Origin of the sequence: Mixta hanseatica (genome assembly GCF_023517775.1) — a bacterium.
In the GTDB taxonomy this organism is placed as follows: domain Bacteria; phylum Pseudomonadota; class Gammaproteobacteria; order Enterobacterales; family Enterobacteriaceae; genus Mixta; species Mixta hanseatica.
Map to the genome: position 1 here is coordinate 1,695,410 of NZ_CP082904.1, position 21,250 is coordinate 1,716,659.

A 21,250-nucleotide genomic window follows, 5' to 3' on the forward strand; every position below is an offset into this window, starting at 1 on the left:
AGCGCAACTACTAAATTTAGTAGTTTCATAAGGTTAACCAGTTGTCTACCCTTCGGCCTGGGTATCAGCTGGGCTAACGCCGTATGAATGCGGCTTAAACGAGGGAGTGCGACAGGGGAATATGATGAAGATTATCCAAACCCAGCTAAAGGATATGCCATCCTCGTTATTAGCGGAGTTGGGCAGTTATCGCTATAGCGTGTTTGCACGCGGCGAAGGGTGGTCCATACCTTCCCGGCTCAGTACACCGGGGCAGGAATATGATCGGTTTGACCGCTCTGATGTCACCTGGCTTCTCGCCTGGCATGCACGTATGGGTATTTGCGGCTGCGCACGGTTAATACAGTGGCAGGAACCGGGAAACGTTGAGGGCATTAGCGTCCCGTTCGATCGTAAAGAAGCAGTATGGGAGATGTCCCGCTTTTCAGCCCGCCTGGATGTGGATGCTGAATTACCGCTAACGATTCTTTGGCATGCGGTGCAGCTGGCGGAGCTTTCCGGCATCGATTATTTAGTCAGCGCGGCGACACCCATGCTGGAGCAGATGTTTGAACAACATAAAGTAGGGTTTGAACCGCTCACGCCGGGTTTAATTCAGTCTGAAGATAACCTTTTCGCGGTTAAAATTCCGGTTAAGCAGCCACAGCTGGCGGAAAAGTACCGTGGCGCCCGCCGCTTTAGCCCCGAAGAGGTGCTGCCGTCGCTGGGCGTGTCCATTAACTGGCAATCGGGACGTTAATGCCAGCGCGTCCATAGCGTAATCAGTAACCATGCGGCCAGCACCCAGCATAGTACGGCGCTGGCCAGCGCAACAGGCAGCCGCATCATACCGATAAAAAACCACAACGAAAGTAAATAAAAGAAGTAGGGCAGAATCGCCCACATGCCAAAAATCAGCGTAGTACGTAATGCGTTCACGCCTTTATCGGTCGCCACCAGATAATGGGCTATCAGCGCAAAGGTAGGAAAAAGAGGCAGCAGGCCAGCAATATAGTAATTTTTACTTTTCGCCAGTATTCCAATCGCCACCACTACCAGTGCGCCGATAAGCGCCTTCAACAGCAGACCCATTGTTTACTCCACGACAAAAGGGATAACATGCGTGAAGAACTACGTAAAATCAATGGGTTTTCTCGTTTTAGCGACGGTAGGCGGCTTTGATTTGACCAATCGTATCAGTGAAGGTTTCCGCCTGCTGGGGATCGTCCAGCTGGGCAATGAGGCGTTCCATATTAATAATCACTTTCCCCGCATCCGCCTGGCCCATGCCTTTCAGCATCATTGTGACCATCGCCTTCAGACAGGCAACTTCGTTCGCCAGTTTTTCGGTATCTTGCGCCGTGTTAAAATCGTTATAACCCATAGTTTCTCCTTGATAAAATGTGGCAAAGTTTTGAACAATTGCTCAAATCTGCGATAGCAAGAAAGTATAACATAAATTATGAGACTGTTTTCTCGGTTAGCCCGAGGCCCGCAGAATGAAATCGCGTTGTGAGCTGGCACGCTAAATAAAAAATTTGGCCTATTTCGGCGGGACAAAAATTCGATTCAGGAGGTTATTCCGCCAGGGGCAGACAGCGCGAGGGGTTAATTTAAGCTTTTGTATATAAAGGATTTTAAATTCTTATATGCTTTTTTGCTTATTTTTTAACGGATTTAACGCTTTATTATCGCTGGGCGGAAATAGCCGCGTCGTGGGGGGAATAACCGGCGCAGAAGCCGGTAATTACCCACCTCTAAAAAAACGGTGAATTATGTTCAAACCTGTCCAGAAAGAGAGTAACATTAAGGCGATTAATTAAAGTGTCGCCCATAAACACCACCATTTCCGGAGAAATCCTCTTTTGATTAGCATTCTTCTTGTGGATGACCACGAACTGGTACGCGCAGGGATTCGTCGCATACTGGAAGATATCAAAGGTATACAGGTAGCCGGCGAGGCATGCTGCGGTGAGGATGCGGTTAAATGGTGTCGAACCCACCAGGTTGATGTGATCCTGATGGATATGAACATGCCGGGCATTGGCGGCCTGGAGGCAACGCGTAAAATCGTACGTTTCAATCCTGATGCTAAAATCATTATGCTGACTATCCATACGGAGAATCCGCTGCCGGCGAAAGTGATGCAGGCAGGGGCGTCGGGCTACCTCAGCAAAGGCGCCGCGCCGCAGGAAGTGATCAGCGCGATTCGCTCGGTTCATGCTGGCCAACGCTATATCGCTTCCGATATCGCTCAGCAGATGGCGCTGAGTCAGATTGAACCGGAAAAAGGAGAATCTCCTTTCAGCTGTTTGTCGGAACGGGAATTGCAGATTATGCTGATGATTACCAAAGGGCAGAAAGTCACAGATATTTCTGAACAGCTTAATCTTAGCCCTAAAACCGTTAACAGCTACCGCTACCGTATGTTTAGTAAACTGAATATCAATGGTGACGTAGAGTTGACGCATCTGGCCATCCGACATGGCCTGTTTAATGCGGAGTCGTTGATCAGTAGTGAATGAAGTTTTTGATGCAAAATCCTTTCTGAAAACCGTCACCAGCCAGCCGGGTGTCTACCGGATGTATGACAGTGGCGGTACGGTTATTTACGTTGGTAAAGCCAAGGATCTGAAAAAGCGCCTCAGCAGCTATTTCCGTAGCAATCTCGCCAGCCGTAAAACCGAAGCGTTAGTGGCCAATATCGATCATATTGATGTCACCGTTACCCATACCGAAACGGAAGCGCTGCTGCTTGAACATAACTACATCAAGCTCTATCAGCCGCGCTACAACGTGCTGCTGCGCGACGATAAATCCTATCCTTATATCTTTTTAAGCGGCGATCCCCATCCCCGGTTGGCAATCCATCGCGGCGCCAAACACGCAAAAGGGGAATATTTCGGTCCGTTCCCTAATGGCTATGCGGTACGTGAGACCCTGGCGCTGCTGCAAAAAATATTTCCGGTGCGTCAGTGTGAAAACAGCGTTTATCGCAACCGCTCGCGTCCTTGTCTACAGTATCAGATTGGGCGCTGCCTGGGGCCCTGCGTGGCGGGCCTGGTTAGCGAAGAGGAATATGCCCAGCAAACTGAATATGTCCGGCTGTTTCTTGCCGGAAAAGACGATCAGGTACTGAATATGCTGGTGAGCCGCATGGAACAAGCGAGCCAGACGCTGCGCTTTGAAGAAGCTGCTCGCCTGCGCGATCAGATTCAGGCCGTACGTCGAGTCACTGAAAAACAGTTTGTCTCTAATCAGGGCGATGATCTTGATGTGATCGGCGTCGCTTACGATGCCGGTATGGCTTGCCTGCACGTACTTTTTATTCGCCAGGGCAAGGTATTGGGCAGCCGCAGCTATTTCCCGAAAATTCCAGGCGGCACCGAGCTGGCGGAAGTTGTGCAAACCTTTGTTGGCCAGTTCTATCTGCAGGGCAGCGAATCACGCACATTACCGGGTGAAATCCTGCTTGATTTTAACCTGCCTGAGCGCGAGCTGTTGGCGGACTCCCTCAGCGAGCTGGCGGGCCGCCGCATTCATATCCAGAGTAAGCCGCGTGGCGATCGCGCGCGTTATCTTAAGCTGGCGCGCACCAACGCCGCTACGGCGCTGGTGACCAAACTCACGCAGCAGTCCACTATTCATCAGCGGCTGGCGGCGCTGGCCGAGGCGCTTAATTTACCGCATATCAAGCGGATGGAATGCTTTGATATTAGCCATACCATGGGTGAGCAAACGGTCGCGTCCTGTGTGGTATTCGACAGCAATGGTCCGCTACGTGCGGAATATCGTCGTTATAATATCAGCGGCATCACGCCAGGAGATGATTACGCGGCGATGAATCAAGTGCTGCGGCGGCGTTACGGTAAGGAGCTGGAAGCGGAAAAGGTGCCGGATGTGATCCTTATTGACGGCGGGAAAGGGCAGCTGGGACAGGCGAAGCAGGTTTTCGCCGAGCTTGACGTTAGCTGGGATAAACATCATCCGCTGTTGCTGGGGGTGGCGAAAGGCAGCGATCGTAAAGCCGGTTTGGAAACGCTGTTCCTCGAGCCGGAGGGCGAAGGGTTCTCGCTGCCGCCCGATTCACCGGCGCTGCATGTGATTCAGCATATTCGTGATGATTCCCATAATCATGCGATAACCGGGCATCGTAATAAGCGGGCTAAGGTTAAAAATACCAGCGCGCTGGAAAGTATTGAAGGCGTTGGCCCTAAACGGCGTCAGCAGCTGTTAAAATATATGGGCGGCTTACAGCCTTTAATGAACGCCTCGGTTGAGGAGATAGCCAAAGTACCCGGCATTTCTCACGCCCTGGCGGAGAAAATCTTTTACTCGTTAAAACACTAACATTGAATCCCTGGTGGCAATGTAGCAACATACGGGTAAACCCTACTCATGCCAGACAGTTAGCGTACCTTATGCAATTGAATATACCGACGTGGCTCACCCTGTTTCGTGTTGTGCTGATCCCTTTTTTTGTGCTGGCGTTTTATTTGCCCTTTCATTGGGGGCCGATGGTTTGCGCCATTATCTTTGTCATAGCGGCGATTACCGACTGGTTTGATGGTTTTCTGGCGCGCCGCTGGAAACAGTCGACCCGCTTTGGCGCTTTCCTTGATCCGGTAGCGGATAAGGTGATGGTGGCCATGGCGCTGGTGCTGGTGGCAGAACATTTTCACGCCTGGTGGATTACGTTGCCTGCGGCGACTATGATTGCGCGTGAAATTATTATCTCTGCCCTGCGTGAATGGATGGCGGAAATCGGTAAGCGCAGCAGCGTTGCGGTCTCCTGGATCGGTAAAGTCAAAACGACAGCGCAGATGCTGGCCCTGGTGGCGCTGCTATGGCATCCCAGCCAACTGGTTTCCGCCGTGGGCGTGGTGGCGCTTTATATCGCTGCGGTGCTGACTTTCTGGTCGATGTTCCAGTATTTAAGCGCGGCGCGCGGCGATCTGCTTGAGCACTGATCGATGTGGTGTAAAAAGCAGCAATTGAATGACGCGCCAGAATAATCTGGTTGACTCAGCTGTTCAGGCCAGTAGAATGCAACACATCGGACGGTAAGAATATTGCCAGAAGGTTAAAAAAATCAGTAGCTTGTTACTGATGATTGCGGGAATAGCTCAGTTGGTAGAGCACGACCTTGCCAAGGTCGGGGTCGCGAGTTCGAGTCTCGTTTCCCGCTCCAGATTTAGCGTTGCAGAAGGTTATTCCAGCTGCAGCGCAGCGAAAAGGGCCTTACGGCCCTTTTTTCATTTCAGCAACACCCACTTATGTTTCCCCTCAACGGTTTCGCCAGACATCTCCTTTGCATTTCTATTAGCGCCTCGCTCTTTTTTACCAGGATTTACGATTTACCGCCATCGCCTTTGAAGAGTATTGTGCAAACAGCGTCATCTTTACGCGGCATGCGTCTCATCGGCTTTTTCTGCTTTGGACGATGTTTTAATCTTGCAGCGTTACACCTTTTTAGATGAACGCTGCGCCTGGACAGGAAAGGCGCGTATGTAGTGCGCCGACACGCTTTACCGTTAGCAAATGGAAATATTGCAGAGCAGATTTAATGATCATTAAATCTGCGGCCGAAACAGGATAGCTGAGGCTGCGGACATCTATTGTTTCGCTACTTGCTGTTAGCCGTTTCAGGCACCGACAACAATGATAGTGACAACAGGTAAAACAGTATGAGAAATCGCATAAGCAGGCCCACGTACCTAAAATACCATCCAGTAGCAACGTTTATTCTGTTATCTTTAGCTGGCGTGGCGCAGGCCGATTCCGTCAGCAAGCTGACAAATTCCGTTGTTAATGGCGTAACGGTTGTTAATATTAACGAAGCGAATGAGCATGGTGTTTCTCATAATATCTATAATAAATTTAATGTGGATAAAAAAGGGCTGATCTTTAATAACAGTCAAAATGCTATAAAAACCACGTTGGCAGGGGATATACAAGGCAATAGCAATCTGACATCAGGCGCAGCGAAAGTCATTCTTAATGAAGTTATTTCTAAAAACCAGAGTGCCCTGCAGGGCTGGTTAGAAGTAGCTGGAAACAAAGCGCATCTTATTATTGCTAACCCAAATGGCATTAGCTGTCAGGGCTGCGGTTTTATCAATGCGGAAAAAGTGACTGTCACTACCGGTAAACCCGATATGCAGAACGGTATGCTGAAAGGCTATAACGTTAATGGCGGGATGGTGACGCTCGCCCAGCTGGAAAGCGCCTCGCCAACGGAAATCTTAGCGCGCTCCGTTATCGTTAGCGGCAAAGTTTTTGCTGAAGAGCTCGCGGTGGTAACCGGAAATAACTATGTTGATATAACAGGAAAAACAACCGGCACGGTCAAAGCGCAGGGCTATCGCCAGACGTACGGTATCGATGTTGCGGCTCTCGGTGGCATGTATGCCAATAAGATTAAGCTGGTTAGCAGTGAAAAAGGCGTTGGAGTGCGCAACAGCGGTATTATCGCGGGTAACGCTGATATACAGATCGATAGCAGTGGCAAAATTATTAATAACAATGCAAAAATACAAGCGGCCGGATCGATACTGGTCAAGGCACAACAAGGTCTGGAAAATATCACCGGTAGAATAAGCAGTAATAACTCTTTAACTATAGATATGCCCAAAGGATCAATTGATAATAATCGCGCAGGGATGATTGCGGCAGAAAAAGATATTACTGTAAGCAGCAGCGCATTTAATAACATCAATGGGAAAATATCAGCGGGCGGTACGCTGGCAATCAATACACATAATAATACATTGCTTAACCGTGGAAAGGGCGATTCCGTCGGAATTCATGCCACCGTAGTGAAGCTGCAAACGGGCTGGCTGGATAATCATCATGGTCTGGTAAAGGGCCACAGTATCGATGCGGCGGCGTCCAGCCTTTATAATAACGATGGCACGATTGAAGCTACCGGCGATATGAAAATAAGCAGTAACGCAAATATAGACAACCGGCAAGGGTTAATCCGCTCCACTGTGGGCTATCTTCATCTTGATGTTGCCAGAGGTAGCATCAACAACGGCAATACAAGAACAGCCGATACATTTAGCGGCGATTCGCAAGGAATCATTGCTGGCGAGGGAGGTATTAACATTAATACTACTTCGTTCGATAATCGCACCGGGCAAATCGCATCGAAAGGGGATATCTCTATTACTGCTACATCGGGTATGGATAACTATCAGGGTAAAGTAACAGGCGACAAAAATATCTCCATGAAAGCAGGTTCACTATTCAATGGTCAGGCTGGTATTAGCAGTACGGGAAATATTGATGTCGAGCTGGAAGATACTTTTGCCAATAATATCGGCATCCTCAATTCTGACGAAGGTAACATCATAATAAAGGCCATGCATGTTAATAATAAGGGCGGGATTATAAACGGCAGTGATGTTAATATTCAGGTGAAATCCACTCTGGATAATAGCGCTGCTTTAATGGTGGCGAATAAAAATTTAATCATAACTGCCGCTGGCATGGTGAATAACAGCAATGCCGAGGACTTTGGTACTGTTTATGGCGGTTACCTGGCAATGCCGAATCAAAAGGGAGGCATGGTTGGCAGGGAAAACGTTGTCATAGATGCCGGGCAATTGAATAATGAAAATAGCCGTATCGTTTCCGAATTTGGTGCGCTCGCGATTAAGAGTAAGAAAAATATTAATAACGCACTCGGTAGAATCGTGGCTAATTCAGGTGCTTCCCAGATTAACGCGCAAAGTATTAATAATGACGAAGCTACGATAAGCAGCAAAGGGAGCATGACGATTAATACGGTCTCACTGTCTAATTACGGTTCAGGCAATCCTATTGATAATGATGCAACCGGGATTATCGCTGCTGATAAAAATTTAACGGTTAATATAGGTAGCAACTTCGTTAATTACGGTTGGGTAAATGCCAATGAGAATGCTTCTGTTACGGTAGCTGGCATATTTTCTAATCGTAATGTTGTTAGTGCTGGACAGGATTTAACGATTACCACAAAAAATAACATTTACAACTATCGAGACATGGCTGCAGCTAACCATCTGCTGCTTAAAGCTTCTGCAAACATAAAAAATATGTCGGGTGCTAATATAAAAGGAGTGGTGTCAACCGCAGTTGAGGCTAAAGGCGAATTGGTCAATCAGGGGAATATTGTTAGCGATAACAAGTTAATCTTTCATGTCGACAAAAATATCTATAATTACAGTAATATATTAACCAGTGGATCGGCCATTATCCACGGGAAAAATTTGTTAAACAGTGGTAGTAAAGCTTATATGGGGGGAGTAATGGGCATGGAGCTAAAAGCCGATAACATTTCCAATAGCGGGACATTTGTTGGGCTTTAATTGAGGAATAAAAGCGGTAGGTCGATTACCGCTTTGTTCATTGGGTGATGCTGCCAACTTACTGATTTAGTGTATGATGGTGTTTTTGAGGTGCTCCAGTGGCTTCTGTTTCTATCAGCTGTCCCTCCTGTTCAGCTACTGACGGGGTGGTGCGTAACGGCAAAAGCACCGCCGGACATCAGCGCTATCTCTGCTCTCACTGCCGTAAAACATGGCAACTGCAGTTCACTTACACCGCTTCTCAACCCGGTACGCACCAGAAAATCATTGATATGGCCATGAATGGCGTTGGATGCCGGGCAACTGCCCGCATTATGGGCGTTGGCCTCAACACGATTTTACGTCACTTAAAAAACTCAGGCCGCAGTCGGTAACCTCGCGCATACAGCCGGGCAGTGACGTCATCGTCTGCGCGGAAATGGACGAACAGTGGGGCTATGTCGGGGCTAAATCGCGCCAGCGCTGGCTGTTTTACGCGTATGACAGGCTCCGGAAGACGGTTGTTGCGCACGTATTCGGTGAACGCACTATGGCGACGCTGGGGCGTCTTATGAGCCTGCTGTCACCCTTTGACGTGGTGATATGGATGACGGATGGCTGGCCGCTGTATGAATCCCGCCTGAAGGGAAAGCTGCACGTAATCAGCAAGCGATATACGCAGCGAATTGAGCGGCATAACCTGAATCTGAGGCAGCACCTGGCACGGCTGGGACGGAAGTCGCTGTCGTTCTCAAAATCGGTGGAGCTGCATGACAAAGTCATCGGGCATTATCTGAACATAAAACACTATCAATAAGTTGGAGTCATTACCTGTTCATTGAGTTGATTAATGACAAATCCAGTTGGCCTTATACGTTTGGTTTTTTTATTACCCTGTTTTGCTGCAGCACAAAGTAACGTGGAGCAGTTGATAAAAGAACAGCAAAATAACGATAGCGCTGTTCGCCAACAAAACCAGGTAAAGAAAAAAGATATCTATTCCAGCCACGAAACCAGAGAAACGGATAATCTTACGCTTCCTGATGAGCGCCCTTGCTTCAGGATAGATAAGATGATTGTAAAGCATAGTTTTCTAAAACAATCAGTCACAGATAAAATCAAGGAAGATAGTGTGGGGCGATGCCTGGGAAAACAAGGGATAACGCTGCTGGCGCAAAAACTGCAAGACCGATTTATTAATGCGGGCTATGTTACGACACGGGTTGAAATTCCGCTACAGGACTTATCCTCCAATGTGCTGATATTAAATGTTATCCCCGGAAGAATTGATGAACTGACGATTGTAAATGATCATGTTTCTCGTGTCATTCTGCCTTTTAAGCAAGGCGATATTCTTAATGTCAGGGATGTTGAACAGGGCCTGGAAAATCTACAGCGTGTGCCGGGTATGGATGTTAAAATTAATATTGAACCAGCAAAACGTGAGGGATACAGTAAAATCATCGTTTATCCTAATCGTAAAAAAAAGGGCAATATTCGCGTGTCGGCTAATAACTGGGGCGATAAAAACACTGGGGGCTATGTAATGGGTGCTTCAGGATATGCCTATAACCTGGCTCATCTAAACGATATCTTTTACCTTTCCGGTAGCCGAAGCGTATCAGGTGGCTATAGCAGCATAAGCAGCGATTATTCTTTCCCATTGGGTTATTGGGAGTATGAAGTTTTTTACAGTCATAGCTATTCTCGTCAGCGGATAGATTTAGACGATCTCAATAACTATAGCGGTGAAAGCCACTATGTGAGTATCAAAAGCGCCAGAATGCTTTATCGCGACAGAGATAAAAAATTTGCCGCCTTTATCGAAGCGTTAAGAAGGAAGTCTGACTATCAACTGGGTGACATTGAACTGGCACGGCAAAAACGCGATATGAGTAACGTTCGTCTTGGCATTAATTATAAACAAAACTATGCTGCTGCCATGCTCGATAGCACCCTGGCGTATCAGCGTTTTACTCGCTGGGGCGGCGGGCACCTGGCGCCTGATATGGCTGCGGGCGAGGTAAGTTCAACCAGCCAGCGGCTTAATCTGGATGTAAATTATATTAGGCGACTGAGCGATAGCTCTTTATCCGCCTACTATGACCTTAAGCTGGCGATACAATATGCGCCTGCAGCTTTAGTTTTACAGGATCAGCTCTCGCTTGGTAGCCGCTGGGACGTGCGGGGCTTTGAAAACAGTACGGGTCTCTATGGCGATAAAGGATTTTATCTGCAAAACACCGTGAGTTTCCCGACGAAGTTTACGGGGGGTGAATATTATAGTGGCCTCGACTATGGCGAAATTTCAACTTCGTCCTCTTCGCAGCAGCAGGGCGCAACAAAAAGATTAATGGGCGCAACCGCAGGTGTAAAAGGCAGCATCAACTCGCTGGGATACGACCTCTCATTTTCCGTTCCGCTGCGTTATCCTGCCGAATTGAAAACCAATCGGATGACGCTGAGCTTTAATTTGTTTTATCTAATATAATAATTAAAACAATAAAAAGGAAGGGCGCAAATAGCTTTAACAATGTCGCATGATAGAATATATGCTATTGCCGTCGTTGCTATTGTTGCGGATAATTAATCTCACAGGGCGTGAATATGTATATGTATAATGATCTTGCCAATAAAATTGTGTTAGTCACCGGGGCCAGCGGCGATATTGGATTGGCTATCTGCAGGCAGTTCCTACAGCAGCAGTGTCAGGTTTATGCCCTGTATAAGTCTCACCGCGATGGGCTAACGCAATTAAAAAGCAGCCATCCACAGGGGGAGCAGCTGCATATTATTCCGTGCGATTTAACCGATGGCACGGCGATTGAGCAGCTTTGCATCTATCTGGCTAAAACGGCGGGAAACGTTGATATTCTGGTGAATAACGCCGGCATGGTAAGAGACAGCCTGTTCGCCACTATGCGTTTCGAAGAATTCAGCAGCGTGATAGAGACTAACCTGTTAGCGCTCTTCAGGCTGACCAAACGGGCGCTAATGCTGTTAAGAGGTTCTGAGGCGCCGGTGATTATCAATGTCACTTCGATTGCGGCGCTGGTCGCCAGTCCGGGGCAAATTAATTACAGCACCTCTAAAAGCGCCATTTTAGGTTTTACGCGCACGCTGGCGGCGGAAATGGCGCCAGCGTGCGGGTTAATGCGGTAGCGCCCGGAATGATTGAATCCGGCATGGTTAAAAAAGTCCCCCGGACCGTGGTAAGAGCAATGATTAACAGCATCCCGCTGAAACGGTTAGGGCAGTGCACGGAGATCGCTAATGCTATTGTTTATTTAAGTTCGTCCGCCTCCAGTTACATTGTGGGGCAAACCCTGGTTATTGATGGCGGCCTGGTTATGCGCTGATGAAGAACGATTCTATTCCACCGCAGGTTTTTCTTGAAATGGGCGGCTGGCGGCAGCCTTTGTTAATGGTCGATCGGATTAATAATTATCAATATGGTGAAAATGGCTCAATTCAGGTGATTAAGCATATAACCTATAACGAACCCTATATGCAGGGGCATTTTCCGGACAACCCCATTATGCCTGGTGCGATCATCGCTGAAGTCTTTGGTCAGGCAAGCGAGTACTTCTCATTCCTGACGGATATATGCGATATCTATCGTCAGCGTTATGGTGTCAAACTGCAATCGCTGCATGATATTTGCAGTGAAATCGAACGTCCGGATATGAGAGATATTATTCGCGGTCGGCGTGCCCAGGTCCAGGGCGTTTTAGCTGCGCAGAATCTTAAATTTAAAGATATTGCCTATCCAGGGGATACGCTTGAGGTAGCAAGCCAGCTGATCTTTTCAGATAACAATGGCTTTAAACATTATTCCGTTAGTGCTCACGTTGGGAAAAGGCTTATTAGCAAAGGAACTATTATCAATTACCGGGAAGTAAAATAATAACAATTAGGAAAATTATTATGGAAGATATGCAGAAAGATATAGCCGAGCGTAAAGCGATCCTGCTCACCCTTAAAAAAGAAATCATTCAACGTTTAAATATTCAACGTGAACCCGGCCAGATTGATGATGATACGCCGCTGTTTGGCAATGGTTTGAAGCTTGATTCAGTGGATGCGACAGAAATTCTGGTACTGCTTGATAAGGTTTTCGATGTTCAGATCAGCGAAGGTGACGATCCTGCATTTATGCGCACTCTTAATAATCTGGCCTCTTTTATTATTCAGAAAACCAGAGCCGTCAAACAACCCTAACAACAAGTGACCAGGAAATCGACATGACCGTGCTTCATGACTTGCATTTAGCTAATCAGGCCAGAATGGGCCGATATAATCATAAAGACGTGCCTGCTTCTTATCACGAGTCAGCCTGTGAGTACCGGGCCGTAAGAGAAAATGCGCTGTTGGTTGATTACTCGCATATGTCGATTGTCAGCGTAATGGGCGAGGATGCCTGGGTACTGGTGAATTACTGCGTTTCTGCTGATGTGGCTGCCCTGCGTGATGAACAGGCGCTTTATTCACTGATGCTGGATGAAAAGGGCATGCTACAGGGAGACCTTTATATTCTTTGCACTGAAGAGGGTTATTACCTGCTGACGGAAAATATGTCCTGCGCGCAGGTTATCGCCTGTTTACAACAGGCGTTACAGATGGCTGAGGCGCTGGATATTCAACAGGCGCCGCAAATCAACGCGCTGGATGAAGCGGGGTGGGGCGCGGTGTTGCTGGAAGGGCCATACTCGTGGGAAATAGTGGCAGAAATTTACGGTTTTGATGTTATCGGTTTGCCCTACCATGAATTTATGCCTACCTCTGACGATCTCATCCTCCTCCGCTGCGGTAAACATGGCGAATATGGCTATTTAATGGTGGGAGAGCAAAGCGCGCTGGCAGCGCTGTGGCTAAAACTGCTCAAAGCCGGCGAGAGGTTTCAGTTGAAAGCGGGCGGCCTGGATTATCAGCAAATCGTCAGGATTGAAAATCCCTGTTGGGACGCCCGCAGCATGAACGAGTGGCGTAATCCCGTTGAGCTGCAGCTGCAGTGGGCCATTGATTACCATAAAGAGGACTTTATTGGGAGATCGGCGGTTGAGGCGATCTCTCATCACGGCGTCACGCGTAAGCTTATCGGCATTATTCCGCAAGAAGAACGCGCGATAATCAGCGCCAATGATCGGGTGCTGATCGAGAAGCAAGAAGTGGGGAAGATTATAAAAAGCATTTATTCGCCTGCCCGAGACGCTTTTATTGCCCTGGCGATGATCGATACCGCCTGGGCCTGGTCCGACATTTCAGGGTTTAGACTGCAAACCGCGCAGGGCAACATTGCGGCGATGACGCAAAATCTGCCTTTCCTTTATAACCTCAGTATGCGGGTAAGCCCAACGGAACACAGTTTTACTGATGCCGCCAAACGTCGCTATACGGAATAGCGGATAAGGCCGTAAGCATTCCGCGCGTTATGCGGGTCATAGATTAATTAACAGCCGGGCATGGCCTGGACGCCAACGCTGATGACGTTATTTTCGTCAGGGATGAAGATGAAAAACCGAAAAAGAGTGGTTATTACCGGCATGGGGATATTGTCGCCGCTGGCTGATAATATCGTGGACTTTCGCCAGGCTTTATTCGCTAAAAAATGTGCGATTACTGACAGTCAACGCTTTTCCCGCTGGTTTCCCCATGCCCGTGCGGCGGAAATCCTTTATGCAGGAGGGTATCCTGAGCTTTCAGAGCAGATTATCCAGTCACTCGATAACGCTGCGCTCTGGGCCTATAAGGTGGGCAAAGAGGCGCTGACGCAGGCCGGGCTGGTTAGCCATCGGGCGAGCCTTGAAGAAACCGGGCTGATAATTGGCGTCTCCTCAGCCGGAACCGAGGCTTTTCTGCCGCTCTTTGAGCGGCGCATTCAGGACTTCTCGCTGGCAAAAGCGATCTATTCCGGCGGTTTTTCCTCCTGCTGCGCCAGCGTCTCCAGTCTGCTGGGTCTGAAGGGCGGCTTCGAACTGGTGGCGACGGCCTGTACCGCCAGTCCCAATGCTGCAGGCATGGCGTATGACGCTATCCAGAACGGCAAAAGCCCAATTATGCTGGTTGCGGGAACCGAGCCAATTTATTTACCTACCTTTGCCGGCTTTTATGCGCTTAACGTCATGCACCCTGAGTCCTGTACCCCTTTTTCCGGTACGCCAGGCATGTCTATCGGCGAAGGGGCTGGCGCATTAGTGCTGGAGGAGTACCAGCATGCGGTTGATCGTGGCGCAACCCTCTATGGCGAGATCTTGTCCTACGCTACCTCCTGCGATGCTTATCATGAAACCGGACCGGATCCGCGCGCGGGCGGAGCGGTACAGGTCATGTTAAAAGCGCTACGCAATGCCGGCATTGCGCCGGAGCAGGTCGATTATGTGAACCTTCACGGCACGGGCACCGAGGCCAACGATCGCATTGAAACGCTGGCAATGAAAAAAGTATTCCCACAGAGCGCCAGCCTGCCCGTTAGTTCAACCAAATCCTGGTTTGGCCATACCATTGGCGCAGCGGGCATCGTGGAGTTAATCGCCTGTCTGGTGACGTTACCCGCCCAGAAGATTTTGCCGACGCTGAATTTTGGTACGCCGCGCGCAAATTGCGACCTTGATTACGTAGCGAATGATTTTCGCCAGCAACAGGTCAATATCTTCGTCAAAAATAGCTATGCCTTTGGCGGCAATAATTGCAGCCTGGTGCTCAGTATGCGGCCCGCATCGTTACCCGTCAGCCTCTGTCGGGAAAAACGCGTCGTTATTTCCGGCGCCGGCGCGGTGACCGCTATCGGACACTCGCTCAATGAGATGCTGGAGGCTATCTGGAATAATCAACAACCCGCGACGCTACAGCCGGTGGTGTTTCATCAGGAGACGCTGGCGGAGGTAAGGGCGCTGCTTGACGTGTTGCGTGCTACCCGGCAGTTTGAAACCGTGCTGGGTTATGGTTGGCCTGATGTCGCTCCGCTTTTACCGCAGCAGGCCGAAAACTTTAACACCTTCCAGGTCATCGGGCTGGAGCCGCGCAGGCATCTGCGCCGTTACGATCAACGTAAGGCGACGCGTGGCGGAACCTTTGCGCTGATTGCACTCTCAGCGGCATTAGCCAGCGCCAGGCACAAAATCAAAAAAGATGGCGATGAGATTGGCCTGATTATGGGCATGGCGCGCGGCCCGCAGGAAACCACCTGGAAATATCTGCAAAGCTTGCAACCCGATCCGCGCAAGGTGCGCACCGCCGAATTTCCCGGCTCGTTAATGAACGCGATGACCACCTTTTGCGGCATCTCCGCAGGCATCAAGGGCTATACCACCACGCTGGCCACCGGTGAGAACGCCGCGCTGGGCGCATTGACCTATGGCTATGACATTATACGTCAAGCCCTTCAGGCGCAGGTGATGGTGGGCGGCGCGGACGAGCACTTTCCTTCCATGGCGCTCTATATGGACGCCATCACGCAAAAGCTGCAGATGACCGCGGATGCAGCGGATTATCAGGTTTACGCGTCAGCGCCGCGGGGTTTTGTGCCGGGGGAGGGTGCCTGCATGCTGTTACTGGAAGCGCCGGAGAGCGCCGAGGCCAGAGGCGCGGCTGTACTGGCCGAGATCCTGAGTTATGGTAAGTCATGCAGCAACAGCTATTTTGCGGCGGATCGACTAAGCGAGCAAACGCAGGCGATGGCGCTGGCGATCGGCAGAGCCCTGGCCGATGCCGGAATAACGGCGAAAGATATTGATGTGGTCTGCGGCGGCAGCAACGGCAGCCAGCATCATTCCCAGGTAGAAATTGACGCTATCTGGCAGGTATTTCAACAGGAAAAGCCGCAGGTGCCGGTGGTGAACTATAACGCCTTTTTTGGCTTTGTCGCTTCCTGTGCCGGATTGCTGAATCTGGCGGTGCTGATTGATTGCTTCAGGCAGCAGCGTGTTCCCGCCATCCCTCATACGCAGTGGTTTTGCGACTCTCGCCTAAACTTTGTCCGGGAGCCGCTGCGATTGCCGCTTCAGCACGCTTTATTGCTGGGGTCAAACGAAGCCGGCAACTACTATGCCCTGGTTATTAAAGGAGGGCAGCCTGGATAACGCAGCGATTATTGCCGGTTACAGCCTCTGTTTGCCGTTCGCCAGCAGCAGCGATGAGCTGATCGCCAATCTACGGCAGGGAAAGCAGGTGGCGACCAGCGGATGGTTTGCTTCTGATGCTGAGGCCATCAAAGGCGGATTTAAAAGAAACCGGCGTTTTGCGCGACTGCCGCCGGCGAAAGAAAGTGTGTTTGAGCGGCTGTCGCAGCTGATTGACAGCGCGTGTGAACAGGCGCAGCTGGATAAAAGCTCTCTGGCAGGGGATAACGTTCGGGTTTATCTGACCGGCCTGGGGCCAAGGGTGGATGCGAAGGCGTATAAATCTTTCTATGATCGCAACGATATCGACGATCTTAAGCTTACGCCATCCGTCACGCAGCTACAGGTAGCGAACATGTCGCAGGATCGGCTGGCGCATCAGCTAGCGCAAAAATATAGCCTGCGCGCCCTGCCGCCTAACCTTAACTGCGCGAGCAACTCCTCGCTGGCGGCGGTACATATCGGCTGTCAGGCGATAGAAAAGGGCGGTGCCGATCTGATCGTGGTGATCGGCTGTGCCGAAATTAAGACTCAGGATTTATGGTTTCTGGAAAGCCAGTCGATGCTGGAAAGCGAGGTGGCGCAGCCTTTTGGCATCCACAGCAAAAGCGTGCTGTTTGCCGAGGGATTATGCGTCATGCTGCTGGAAAGCCGTCGCCACCGCCATGCCCGGCAGCTTAGGGCGGGCATTCAGCTACGCTCGGTGTACAGCCAGATTGGTGCCAGCAGAAGTTATGATGCGGCTTATTTAGCCGCCAGTCTGTTCAGGCTGATGAAAACAGCGCTGCGTCAGGCTGACGTTGCGCTGACGGACCTGTGCGCGATTATGCCCCATGGCAACGGCGTTGAAGCCAGTGATAAAGCTGAGGCGCAGGCGCTGACGCTGTTATTAGCGGATGCGGCGATCCCCGTGCTGGCTTATAAAGGGCAGACAGGCTATACCGCCACCGCCTCCGGCGTGGTTGATTTAATTATTGCGCACCACACCTTAACCCAGCGCGAGCTGATTCCGGCACGCGCGAATGACGCCATAATAAAAGAACTGGCGCCCTGTCTGCTTACGGATGGGCAAGTGGTAAAACATCATCAGTCTCATCTGTTGAAAACCGGCGTAAGCGTGGACGGCGCCCTGATCGCGGTGGTGTTATCTGATGATGCCCAGCGGGAGAACAGAGATGAATAATCTTTGGCTATCCTCTTTCTGCCTTATCGAGCCAGAAGATCAATTTTATCTCTATTACCCCAGTTGGCTGAACGTTTGGGAGTCGCATCTTTATAACCGGGCGATAAAATCAACCCATGCGCAAGGGTGGTATTTCAAACGGTTTGGCTGTGATAACGCCCTGTATGAGCGGGAAATGATCCGCAAGCCAGCCTATATAAAATATATCGAAGCGATGGAACAGGCGGCCGATCGGGCTTTACTGCAGCTGACGGCGAAAGAGCGCATGCGGTTAATGAAATCGCGTACCGCCTTTATTTACGTTGACGCCTGGGGCGAGTCAGGACTGTTTGAGAATATCAGCAGCGCTCTGCATGTAGCGACGATCGATACGCTACCGAAAAATCTGTTGAAAAAATTCTCTGTCAAGGCATTCACCTGCAAAGTGCGGGGAGAGCAGCACGGCTTTATGCAGGCGCTGAATATGGCGCAGGATTACCTTAACTGGAATGTTTTCGATTTTATTGTCATTTGCGCCGCTTATCGCGCCATCCCGCTATTGGTTTTTTCCGCGGCGGAAAGCGTAGCTGAAAATAACCCGCGCGATTTAAAAATGAATATATCAGTCGAGCGCGTGGGCTGCTTTATTTTTAGTCAGCGAGAAAGCGCTCTGCAGGTAGAGTGCGGCCAATATATGGTTCCCGCCACTAACGCATTCACCGTTAACCGCCTGTACGACGACAATGCCGTGATTACTCATCTGGCCATTGCCGGGTTAAGTCCTGGATGGCTTTATCCGGCGCGGGCGGATAAACAGAATGCAGCGGCGCCGGAAACGTTCAGTCTGAGCGAAAAGTATGGCGACAGCGGCTGCCTTTCTCCGGCGCTGAGCTGGATTTATCTCGAAAATCACGCCGCCGCTGCCGTAAAAATGCGCACGGTTATGCCCGGTGCGCTGGGCAGCTATCACTATTTCGATACCCGATATCAGACTTGAGGGAATAAGGATGACCAGTAATATCCGAGAACTGCCGGTTATCGCGTTAAGCGGAGTGAATAAAAGCTATGGCCGCAATGAAAACAGCGTTGCGGCGTTAAAAGCGGTAAATATAGAGGTGGCGCACGGTGAGTTTATTGCCCTATGCGGTCCTTCAGGTGCCGGGAAAAGCACGCTGCTGAACATTCTATCTGGCATCGATCGGCCAGACAGTGGAACGATAATGTTCTTTGGCAAGATGCTTACTGCACTTAGCGAGCAACAGCTCGCTGTTATCAGAAGCCACTATCTGGGCTTTATTTTTCAGGCATTTAATTTGATTCCGGTGCTGAATGCGCTGGATAACGTTTGCTATCCGCTGCTGCTTAACGGGCACTGCCGCAAAAAAGAAGCCAGAGCGCGAGCGCAGCATTATCTCGACAGTGTCGGACTGGCGCAGTTAGCAGATCGCAAGCCGGGACAGCTTTCGGGCGGGCAGCAGCAGCGGGTCGCTATTGCCCGGGCGCTGGTACATCAGCCAAAGCTGGTGGTTGCGGATGAGCCGACGGGTAATCTCGATTCAGCAACCAGCGAGGCGATACTGGATTTGCTGCTTGATATCAATCAGCAAACCGGCACCGCTTTTATTATTTCAACGCACTCTGCGCAGCTAAAAGCGCGTGCCGGGCGGAGCATCGACATCAGGGATGGGCAGATCGATGAGAATTAACAGCTGGCTGTTTTGCTGGATCGGGCTGATGGCGGGTTTAACCACGCAGGCAGCCAGCCTCGCTACGCCACCGCAGGTAGAAAAAGTGCTTCAGCACTCGTTCCCCGTCAACAGAGCCGAGCTACAGGCTCTGACAGAGGCGCTGTGGACGGAATACCAACAGCAGCAAAATATTACCTCATTAATTTTCTACGCCTACGGAACGCTGAGGCTGGCGGAGCAATTTACTGCTGAAAATGATGTGGTCAGGGCCGCTGAATATGCCCGGACCGGATTTTTTTATCTCGACGAAGCCGCAGAACGTTATGAGAACGATCCGCGTGTACGTTATTTAAGAGCCAGAGTTGACGCCTTTCTGCCCGCTGCCTCTGGCCGTTGTGTTATCGCGTTGAACGACACGCAATTTATCCTTGATGCTGCCGTAACGTACCAGAGCGCTATGCTCAGCAAGATTATTTATATGCGTTACCGCGCGTTGAAGAATTGCCGTCAATTTAAGCAGGCGGCAGCCTTGCTGACCCGGCTAAAGCAGCAGAATCCCTCTTTATCTTCCGTTGTTTTAACGTCAGATGCTGCGCCTGAATGGGATAGCAGCGAAACGACGCAAATCCTGCTTCCTTTAGCCCGGGGAAAGGAATGAGCGCTACTGCAAGCCTTATTGTCACCGCGCTTATCGCGAGCCTGGTAGTTTATTGCATGCTGTGCAGCTGGCAGATAACCCAGTTCGCGCTGTTGAATCTTTTTCGACATAAGCGGCGTTCATTTTCTACGCTAACGGCAATGGTCATCGGCGGCGTGGCCATTTTTACCTGGGGCGGATTTATTGATTACGCCTTCTGGATCCTGAAAGAGCAAACCATCAGGATGAATGTAGGCCATCTCCAGCTTTATCATCCGCTCTGGTTCCAGACATCGAATAAGACCCTGAGTTTGATTAAAGATTACCCCACGCTGAAGGCGCAGATAGAAAACCAGCCAGAACTGGCGGAGAAAATTGCCACGCTATCCGGGCAGCTGGCGTTCACCGGCGTTATTTCCCACTATGAAAATGAAACCTCAGGCTATTTTTCTGCGTTGGGCATCGAGCCGGTGCCGGCGCTCAAACTCGGATCTTTCGAGAAAATGCTGTCGGGCAGCGATCTGTCACGCATTAAAAAAGAGGAGATCACCCTGGGCAGCGGTTTGGCCGCCACGCTTAACGCTCATTATGCCGACTGGCTGGATTTGATGGTGGTTAACAGCAGCGGCGGACAGGGGGCGCTCTCGTTAAAAGTGCGCGGCATTTTTTCCTCTGGTATGAAAGATTACGATGACGTGGCAATAAAGGTGCCGTTGGTTACCGCCCAGCGCATCATGGGCACCCAGGGCGTCAGTAAAGTGATCATTTTATTAAAAAATGATGCCGATCTTCCGGCGTTTCGCGCCCGTTTGCAGCAATGGATCGAGGAAAAAAATCTGCCGTTAACCATTCGCAGCTGGAAAGACGTCTCGCTGTTTTATCAGCAGGTTGAAGGCCTGCTTTCCGGCATCTATTTCTTTATTCGGGCTATCGTGGCGCTGATGGTTATTTTTATGATTAGCAACGCTATGGCGATGAATATCGTAGAGCGTACCCGAGAAATCACCACCTTGCGCGCCATTGGCCTCAGACCGGCTCATATTACCCGCCTGTTTTTGTTGGAGGGCATCTTTATTGGCGGCCTCGGTGGGATGGGTAGCCTGCTGGCGGGGTTCGCTCTGGCCGGGCTGGTTAACCTGCAGGGCATTGCCATGCCGCCTTCCCCCGGGCAAACCCACGGCTATATTGCCTTTATCAAAACGGACAGCCCGGAACTGTACGCCGCAACGTTTTTTTTGCCGGTGCTGACCGCCGCGCTGGCCGCTATTTTGCCTGCCATCCGGGCATCGCGTTTAAACATCGCCGACGCGTTTAAATACAGCTAAAGGAAGAGA

At 50.2% G+C, this 21,250-nt stretch carries 18 protein-coding genes, 1 tRNA gene and 1 pseudogene; 18 read left to right on the forward strand and 2 right to left on the reverse strand.

Annotated elements, in window-relative coordinates; translation table 11 throughout:
* Positions 1 to 124: 124 nt before the first annotated feature.
* On the forward strand, positions 125 to 739 hold the full coding sequence (locus K6958_RS08165; RefSeq protein ID WP_249894629.1) for an acyl-homoserine-lactone synthase: 615 nt from the start codon (positions 125 to 127) through the stop codon (positions 737 to 739).
* Here the strand turns inward: K6958_RS08165 and K6958_RS08170 are convergent.
* Positions 736 to 1,071, reverse strand: a complete 336-nt coding sequence (locus K6958_RS08170) for a GlpM family protein (protein ID WP_249894183.1) — start codon at positions 1,069 to 1,071, stop codon at positions 736 to 738. The genes K6958_RS08165 and K6958_RS08170 overlap by 4 nt on opposite strands.
* A 67-nt stretch (positions 1,072 to 1,138) precedes the next feature.
* Positions 1,139 to 1,363, reverse strand: a complete 225-nt coding sequence (locus tag K6958_RS08175) for a DUF2594 family protein (RefSeq protein WP_249894184.1) — start codon at positions 1,361 to 1,363, stop codon at positions 1,139 to 1,141.
* Between the two features lie 481 nt (positions 1,364 to 1,844).
* Here K6958_RS08175 and uvrY point away from each other — a divergent pair, with 481 nt between their 5' ends.
* The 17 genes and pseudogenes from uvrY to K6958_RS08260 all read left to right on the forward strand — a co-directional run bounded on the left by uvrY (position 1,845) and on the right by K6958_RS08260 (position 21,241).
* Positions 1,845 to 2,504: a UvrY/SirA/GacA family response regulator transcription factor gene (uvrY, locus tag K6958_RS08180; RefSeq protein WP_249894185.1), complete on the forward strand. Its 660-nt coding sequence runs from the start codon at positions 1,845 to 1,847 to the stop codon at positions 2,502 to 2,504.
* Positions 2,497 to 4,329, forward strand: coding sequence for an excinuclease ABC subunit UvrC (gene uvrC, locus K6958_RS08185; RefSeq protein WP_249894186.1), 1,833 nt, complete (start codon positions 2,497 to 2,499; stop codon positions 4,327 to 4,329). The genes uvrY and uvrC overlap by 8 nt, the downstream gene beginning before the upstream one ends.
* A 71-nt stretch (positions 4,330 to 4,400) precedes the next feature.
* A complete protein-coding gene (pgsA, locus tag K6958_RS08190; RefSeq protein ID WP_249894187.1) occupies positions 4,401 to 4,949 on the forward strand; it encodes a CDP-diacylglycerol--glycerol-3-phosphate 3-phosphatidyltransferase in 549 nt (182 codons plus the stop codon).
* A gap of 145 nt (positions 4,950 to 5,094) precedes the next feature.
* Positions 5,095 to 5,170: transfer RNA gene (locus K6958_RS08195), tRNA-Gly, on the forward strand.
* Between the two features lie 496 nt (positions 5,171 to 5,666).
* Positions 5,667 to 8,333, forward strand: a complete 2,667-nt coding sequence (locus K6958_RS08200) for a two-partner secretion domain-containing protein (protein WP_249894188.1) — start codon at positions 5,667 to 5,669, stop codon at positions 8,331 to 8,333.
* 98 nt (positions 8,334 to 8,431) lie between these two features.
* A protein-coding gene (locus K6958_RS08205; protein ID WP_103215986.1) for an IS1-like element IS1A family transposase occupies positions 8,432 to 9,129 on the forward strand; the annotation gives its coding sequence in 2 pieces (ribosomal slippage) (positions 8,432 to 8,681 and positions 8,681 to 9,129; 699 coding nt in all).
* 33 nt (positions 9,130 to 9,162) lie between these two features.
* The gene (locus K6958_RS08210) at positions 9,163 to 10,803 is read left to right on the forward strand and encodes a ShlB/FhaC/HecB family hemolysin secretion/activation protein (RefSeq protein ID WP_249894189.1); all 1,641 of its coding nucleotides are present in this window, start codon (positions 9,163 to 9,165) and stop codon (positions 10,801 to 10,803) included.
* Positions 10,804 to 10,919: 116 nt separating this feature from the next.
* Positions 10,920 to 11,671: pseudogene (locus K6958_RS08215) on the forward strand (SDR family NAD(P)-dependent oxidoreductase).
* Positions 11,671 to 12,219: an ApeI family dehydratase gene (locus tag K6958_RS08220; RefSeq protein ID WP_249894190.1), complete on the forward strand. Its 549-nt coding sequence runs from the start codon at positions 11,671 to 11,673 to the stop codon at positions 12,217 to 12,219. Before K6958_RS08215 ends, K6958_RS08220 begins: the two are co-directional and overlap by 1 nt.
* A gap of 20 nt (positions 12,220 to 12,239) precedes the next feature.
* Positions 12,240 to 12,533 carry a phosphopantetheine-binding protein gene (locus K6958_RS08225; protein WP_249894191.1) on the forward strand — a complete coding sequence of 98 codons (294 nt, stop codon included), beginning with the start codon at positions 12,240 to 12,242 and terminating at the stop codon, positions 12,531 to 12,533.
* Positions 12,534 to 12,556: 23 nt separating this feature from the next.
* Positions 12,557 to 13,714, forward strand: coding sequence for an aminomethyl transferase family protein (locus K6958_RS08230; RefSeq protein ID WP_249894192.1), 1,158 nt, complete (start codon positions 12,557 to 12,559; stop codon positions 13,712 to 13,714).
* A gap of 102 nt (positions 13,715 to 13,816) precedes the next feature.
* Entirely contained in the window at positions 13,817 to 16,390 is a 2,574-nt protein-coding gene (locus K6958_RS08235; protein WP_434085213.1) for a beta-ketoacyl synthase N-terminal-like domain-containing protein, read from the forward strand.
* Positions 16,383 to 17,612, forward strand: coding sequence for a beta-ketoacyl synthase N-terminal-like domain-containing protein (locus K6958_RS08240; RefSeq protein ID WP_249894630.1), 1,230 nt, complete (start codon positions 16,383 to 16,385; stop codon positions 17,610 to 17,612). Before K6958_RS08235 ends, K6958_RS08240 begins: the two co-directional genes overlap by 8 nt.
* On the forward strand, positions 17,605 to 18,588 hold the full coding sequence (locus K6958_RS08245; protein ID WP_249894194.1) for an ATP-binding protein: 984 nt from the start codon (positions 17,605 to 17,607) through the stop codon (positions 18,586 to 18,588). The genes K6958_RS08240 and K6958_RS08245 overlap by 8 nt, the downstream gene beginning before the upstream one ends.
* A gap of 10 nt (positions 18,589 to 18,598) precedes the next feature.
* On the forward strand, positions 18,599 to 19,297 hold the full coding sequence (locus K6958_RS08250) for an ABC transporter ATP-binding protein (protein ID WP_249894195.1): 699 nt from the start codon (positions 18,599 to 18,601) through the stop codon (positions 19,295 to 19,297).
* 85 nt (positions 19,298 to 19,382) lie between these two features.
* Positions 19,383 to 19,937, forward strand: coding sequence for a hypothetical protein (locus K6958_RS08255; protein WP_249894196.1), 555 nt, complete (start codon positions 19,383 to 19,385; stop codon positions 19,935 to 19,937).
* A gap of 56 nt (positions 19,938 to 19,993) precedes the next feature.
* A complete protein-coding gene (locus tag K6958_RS08260) occupies positions 19,994 to 21,241 on the forward strand; it encodes an ABC transporter permease (protein ID WP_249894631.1) in 1,248 nt (415 codons plus the stop codon).
* Positions 21,242 to 21,250 lie beyond the last annotated feature (9 nt).

What these genes read in the sequence shown, in the direction of transcription:
- K6958_RS08225 (WP_249894191.1), top strand. Translation starts at nt 12,240, where the DNA reads ATGGAAGATATGCAGAAAGATATAGCCGAGCGTAAAGCGATCCTGCTC.
- K6958_RS08235 (WP_434085213.1), top strand. Translation starts at nt 13,817, where the DNA reads ATGAAGATGAAAAACCGAAAAAGAGTGGTTATTACCGGCATGGGGATA.
- K6958_RS08165 (WP_249894629.1), top strand. Translation starts at nt 125, where the DNA reads ATGAAGATTATCCAAACCCAGCTAAAGGATATGCCATCCTCGTTATTA.
- pgsA (WP_249894187.1), top strand. Translation starts at nt 4,401, where the DNA reads ATGCAATTGAATATACCGACGTGGCTCACCCTGTTTCGTGTTGTGCTG.
- K6958_RS08175 (WP_249894184.1), bottom strand. Translation starts at nt 1,363, where the DNA reads ATGGGTTATAACGATTTTAACACGGCGCAAGATACCGAAAAACTGGCG.
- K6958_RS08220 (WP_249894190.1), top strand. Translation starts at nt 11,671, where the DNA reads ATGAAGAACGATTCTATTCCACCGCAGGTTTTTCTTGAAATGGGCGGC.
- K6958_RS08250 (WP_249894195.1), top strand. Translation starts at nt 18,599, where the DNA reads ATGACCAGTAATATCCGAGAACTGCCGGTTATCGCGTTAAGCGGAGTG.
- K6958_RS08260 (WP_249894631.1), top strand. Translation starts at nt 19,994, where the DNA reads ATGCTGTGCAGCTGGCAGATAACCCAGTTCGCGCTGTTGAATCTTTTT.
- K6958_RS08170 (WP_249894183.1), bottom strand. Translation starts at nt 1,071, where the DNA reads ATGGGTCTGCTGTTGAAGGCGCTTATCGGCGCACTGGTAGTGGTGGCG.
- K6958_RS08210 (WP_249894189.1), top strand. Translation starts at nt 9,163, where the DNA reads ATGACAAATCCAGTTGGCCTTATACGTTTGGTTTTTTTATTACCCTGT.
- K6958_RS08230 (WP_249894192.1), top strand. Translation starts at nt 12,557, where the DNA reads ATGACCGTGCTTCATGACTTGCATTTAGCTAATCAGGCCAGAATGGGC.
- K6958_RS08245 (WP_249894194.1), top strand. Translation starts at nt 17,605, where the DNA reads ATGAATAATCTTTGGCTATCCTCTTTCTGCCTTATCGAGCCAGAAGAT.
- K6958_RS08200 (WP_249894188.1), top strand. Translation starts at nt 5,667, where the DNA reads ATGAGAAATCGCATAAGCAGGCCCACGTACCTAAAATACCATCCAGTA.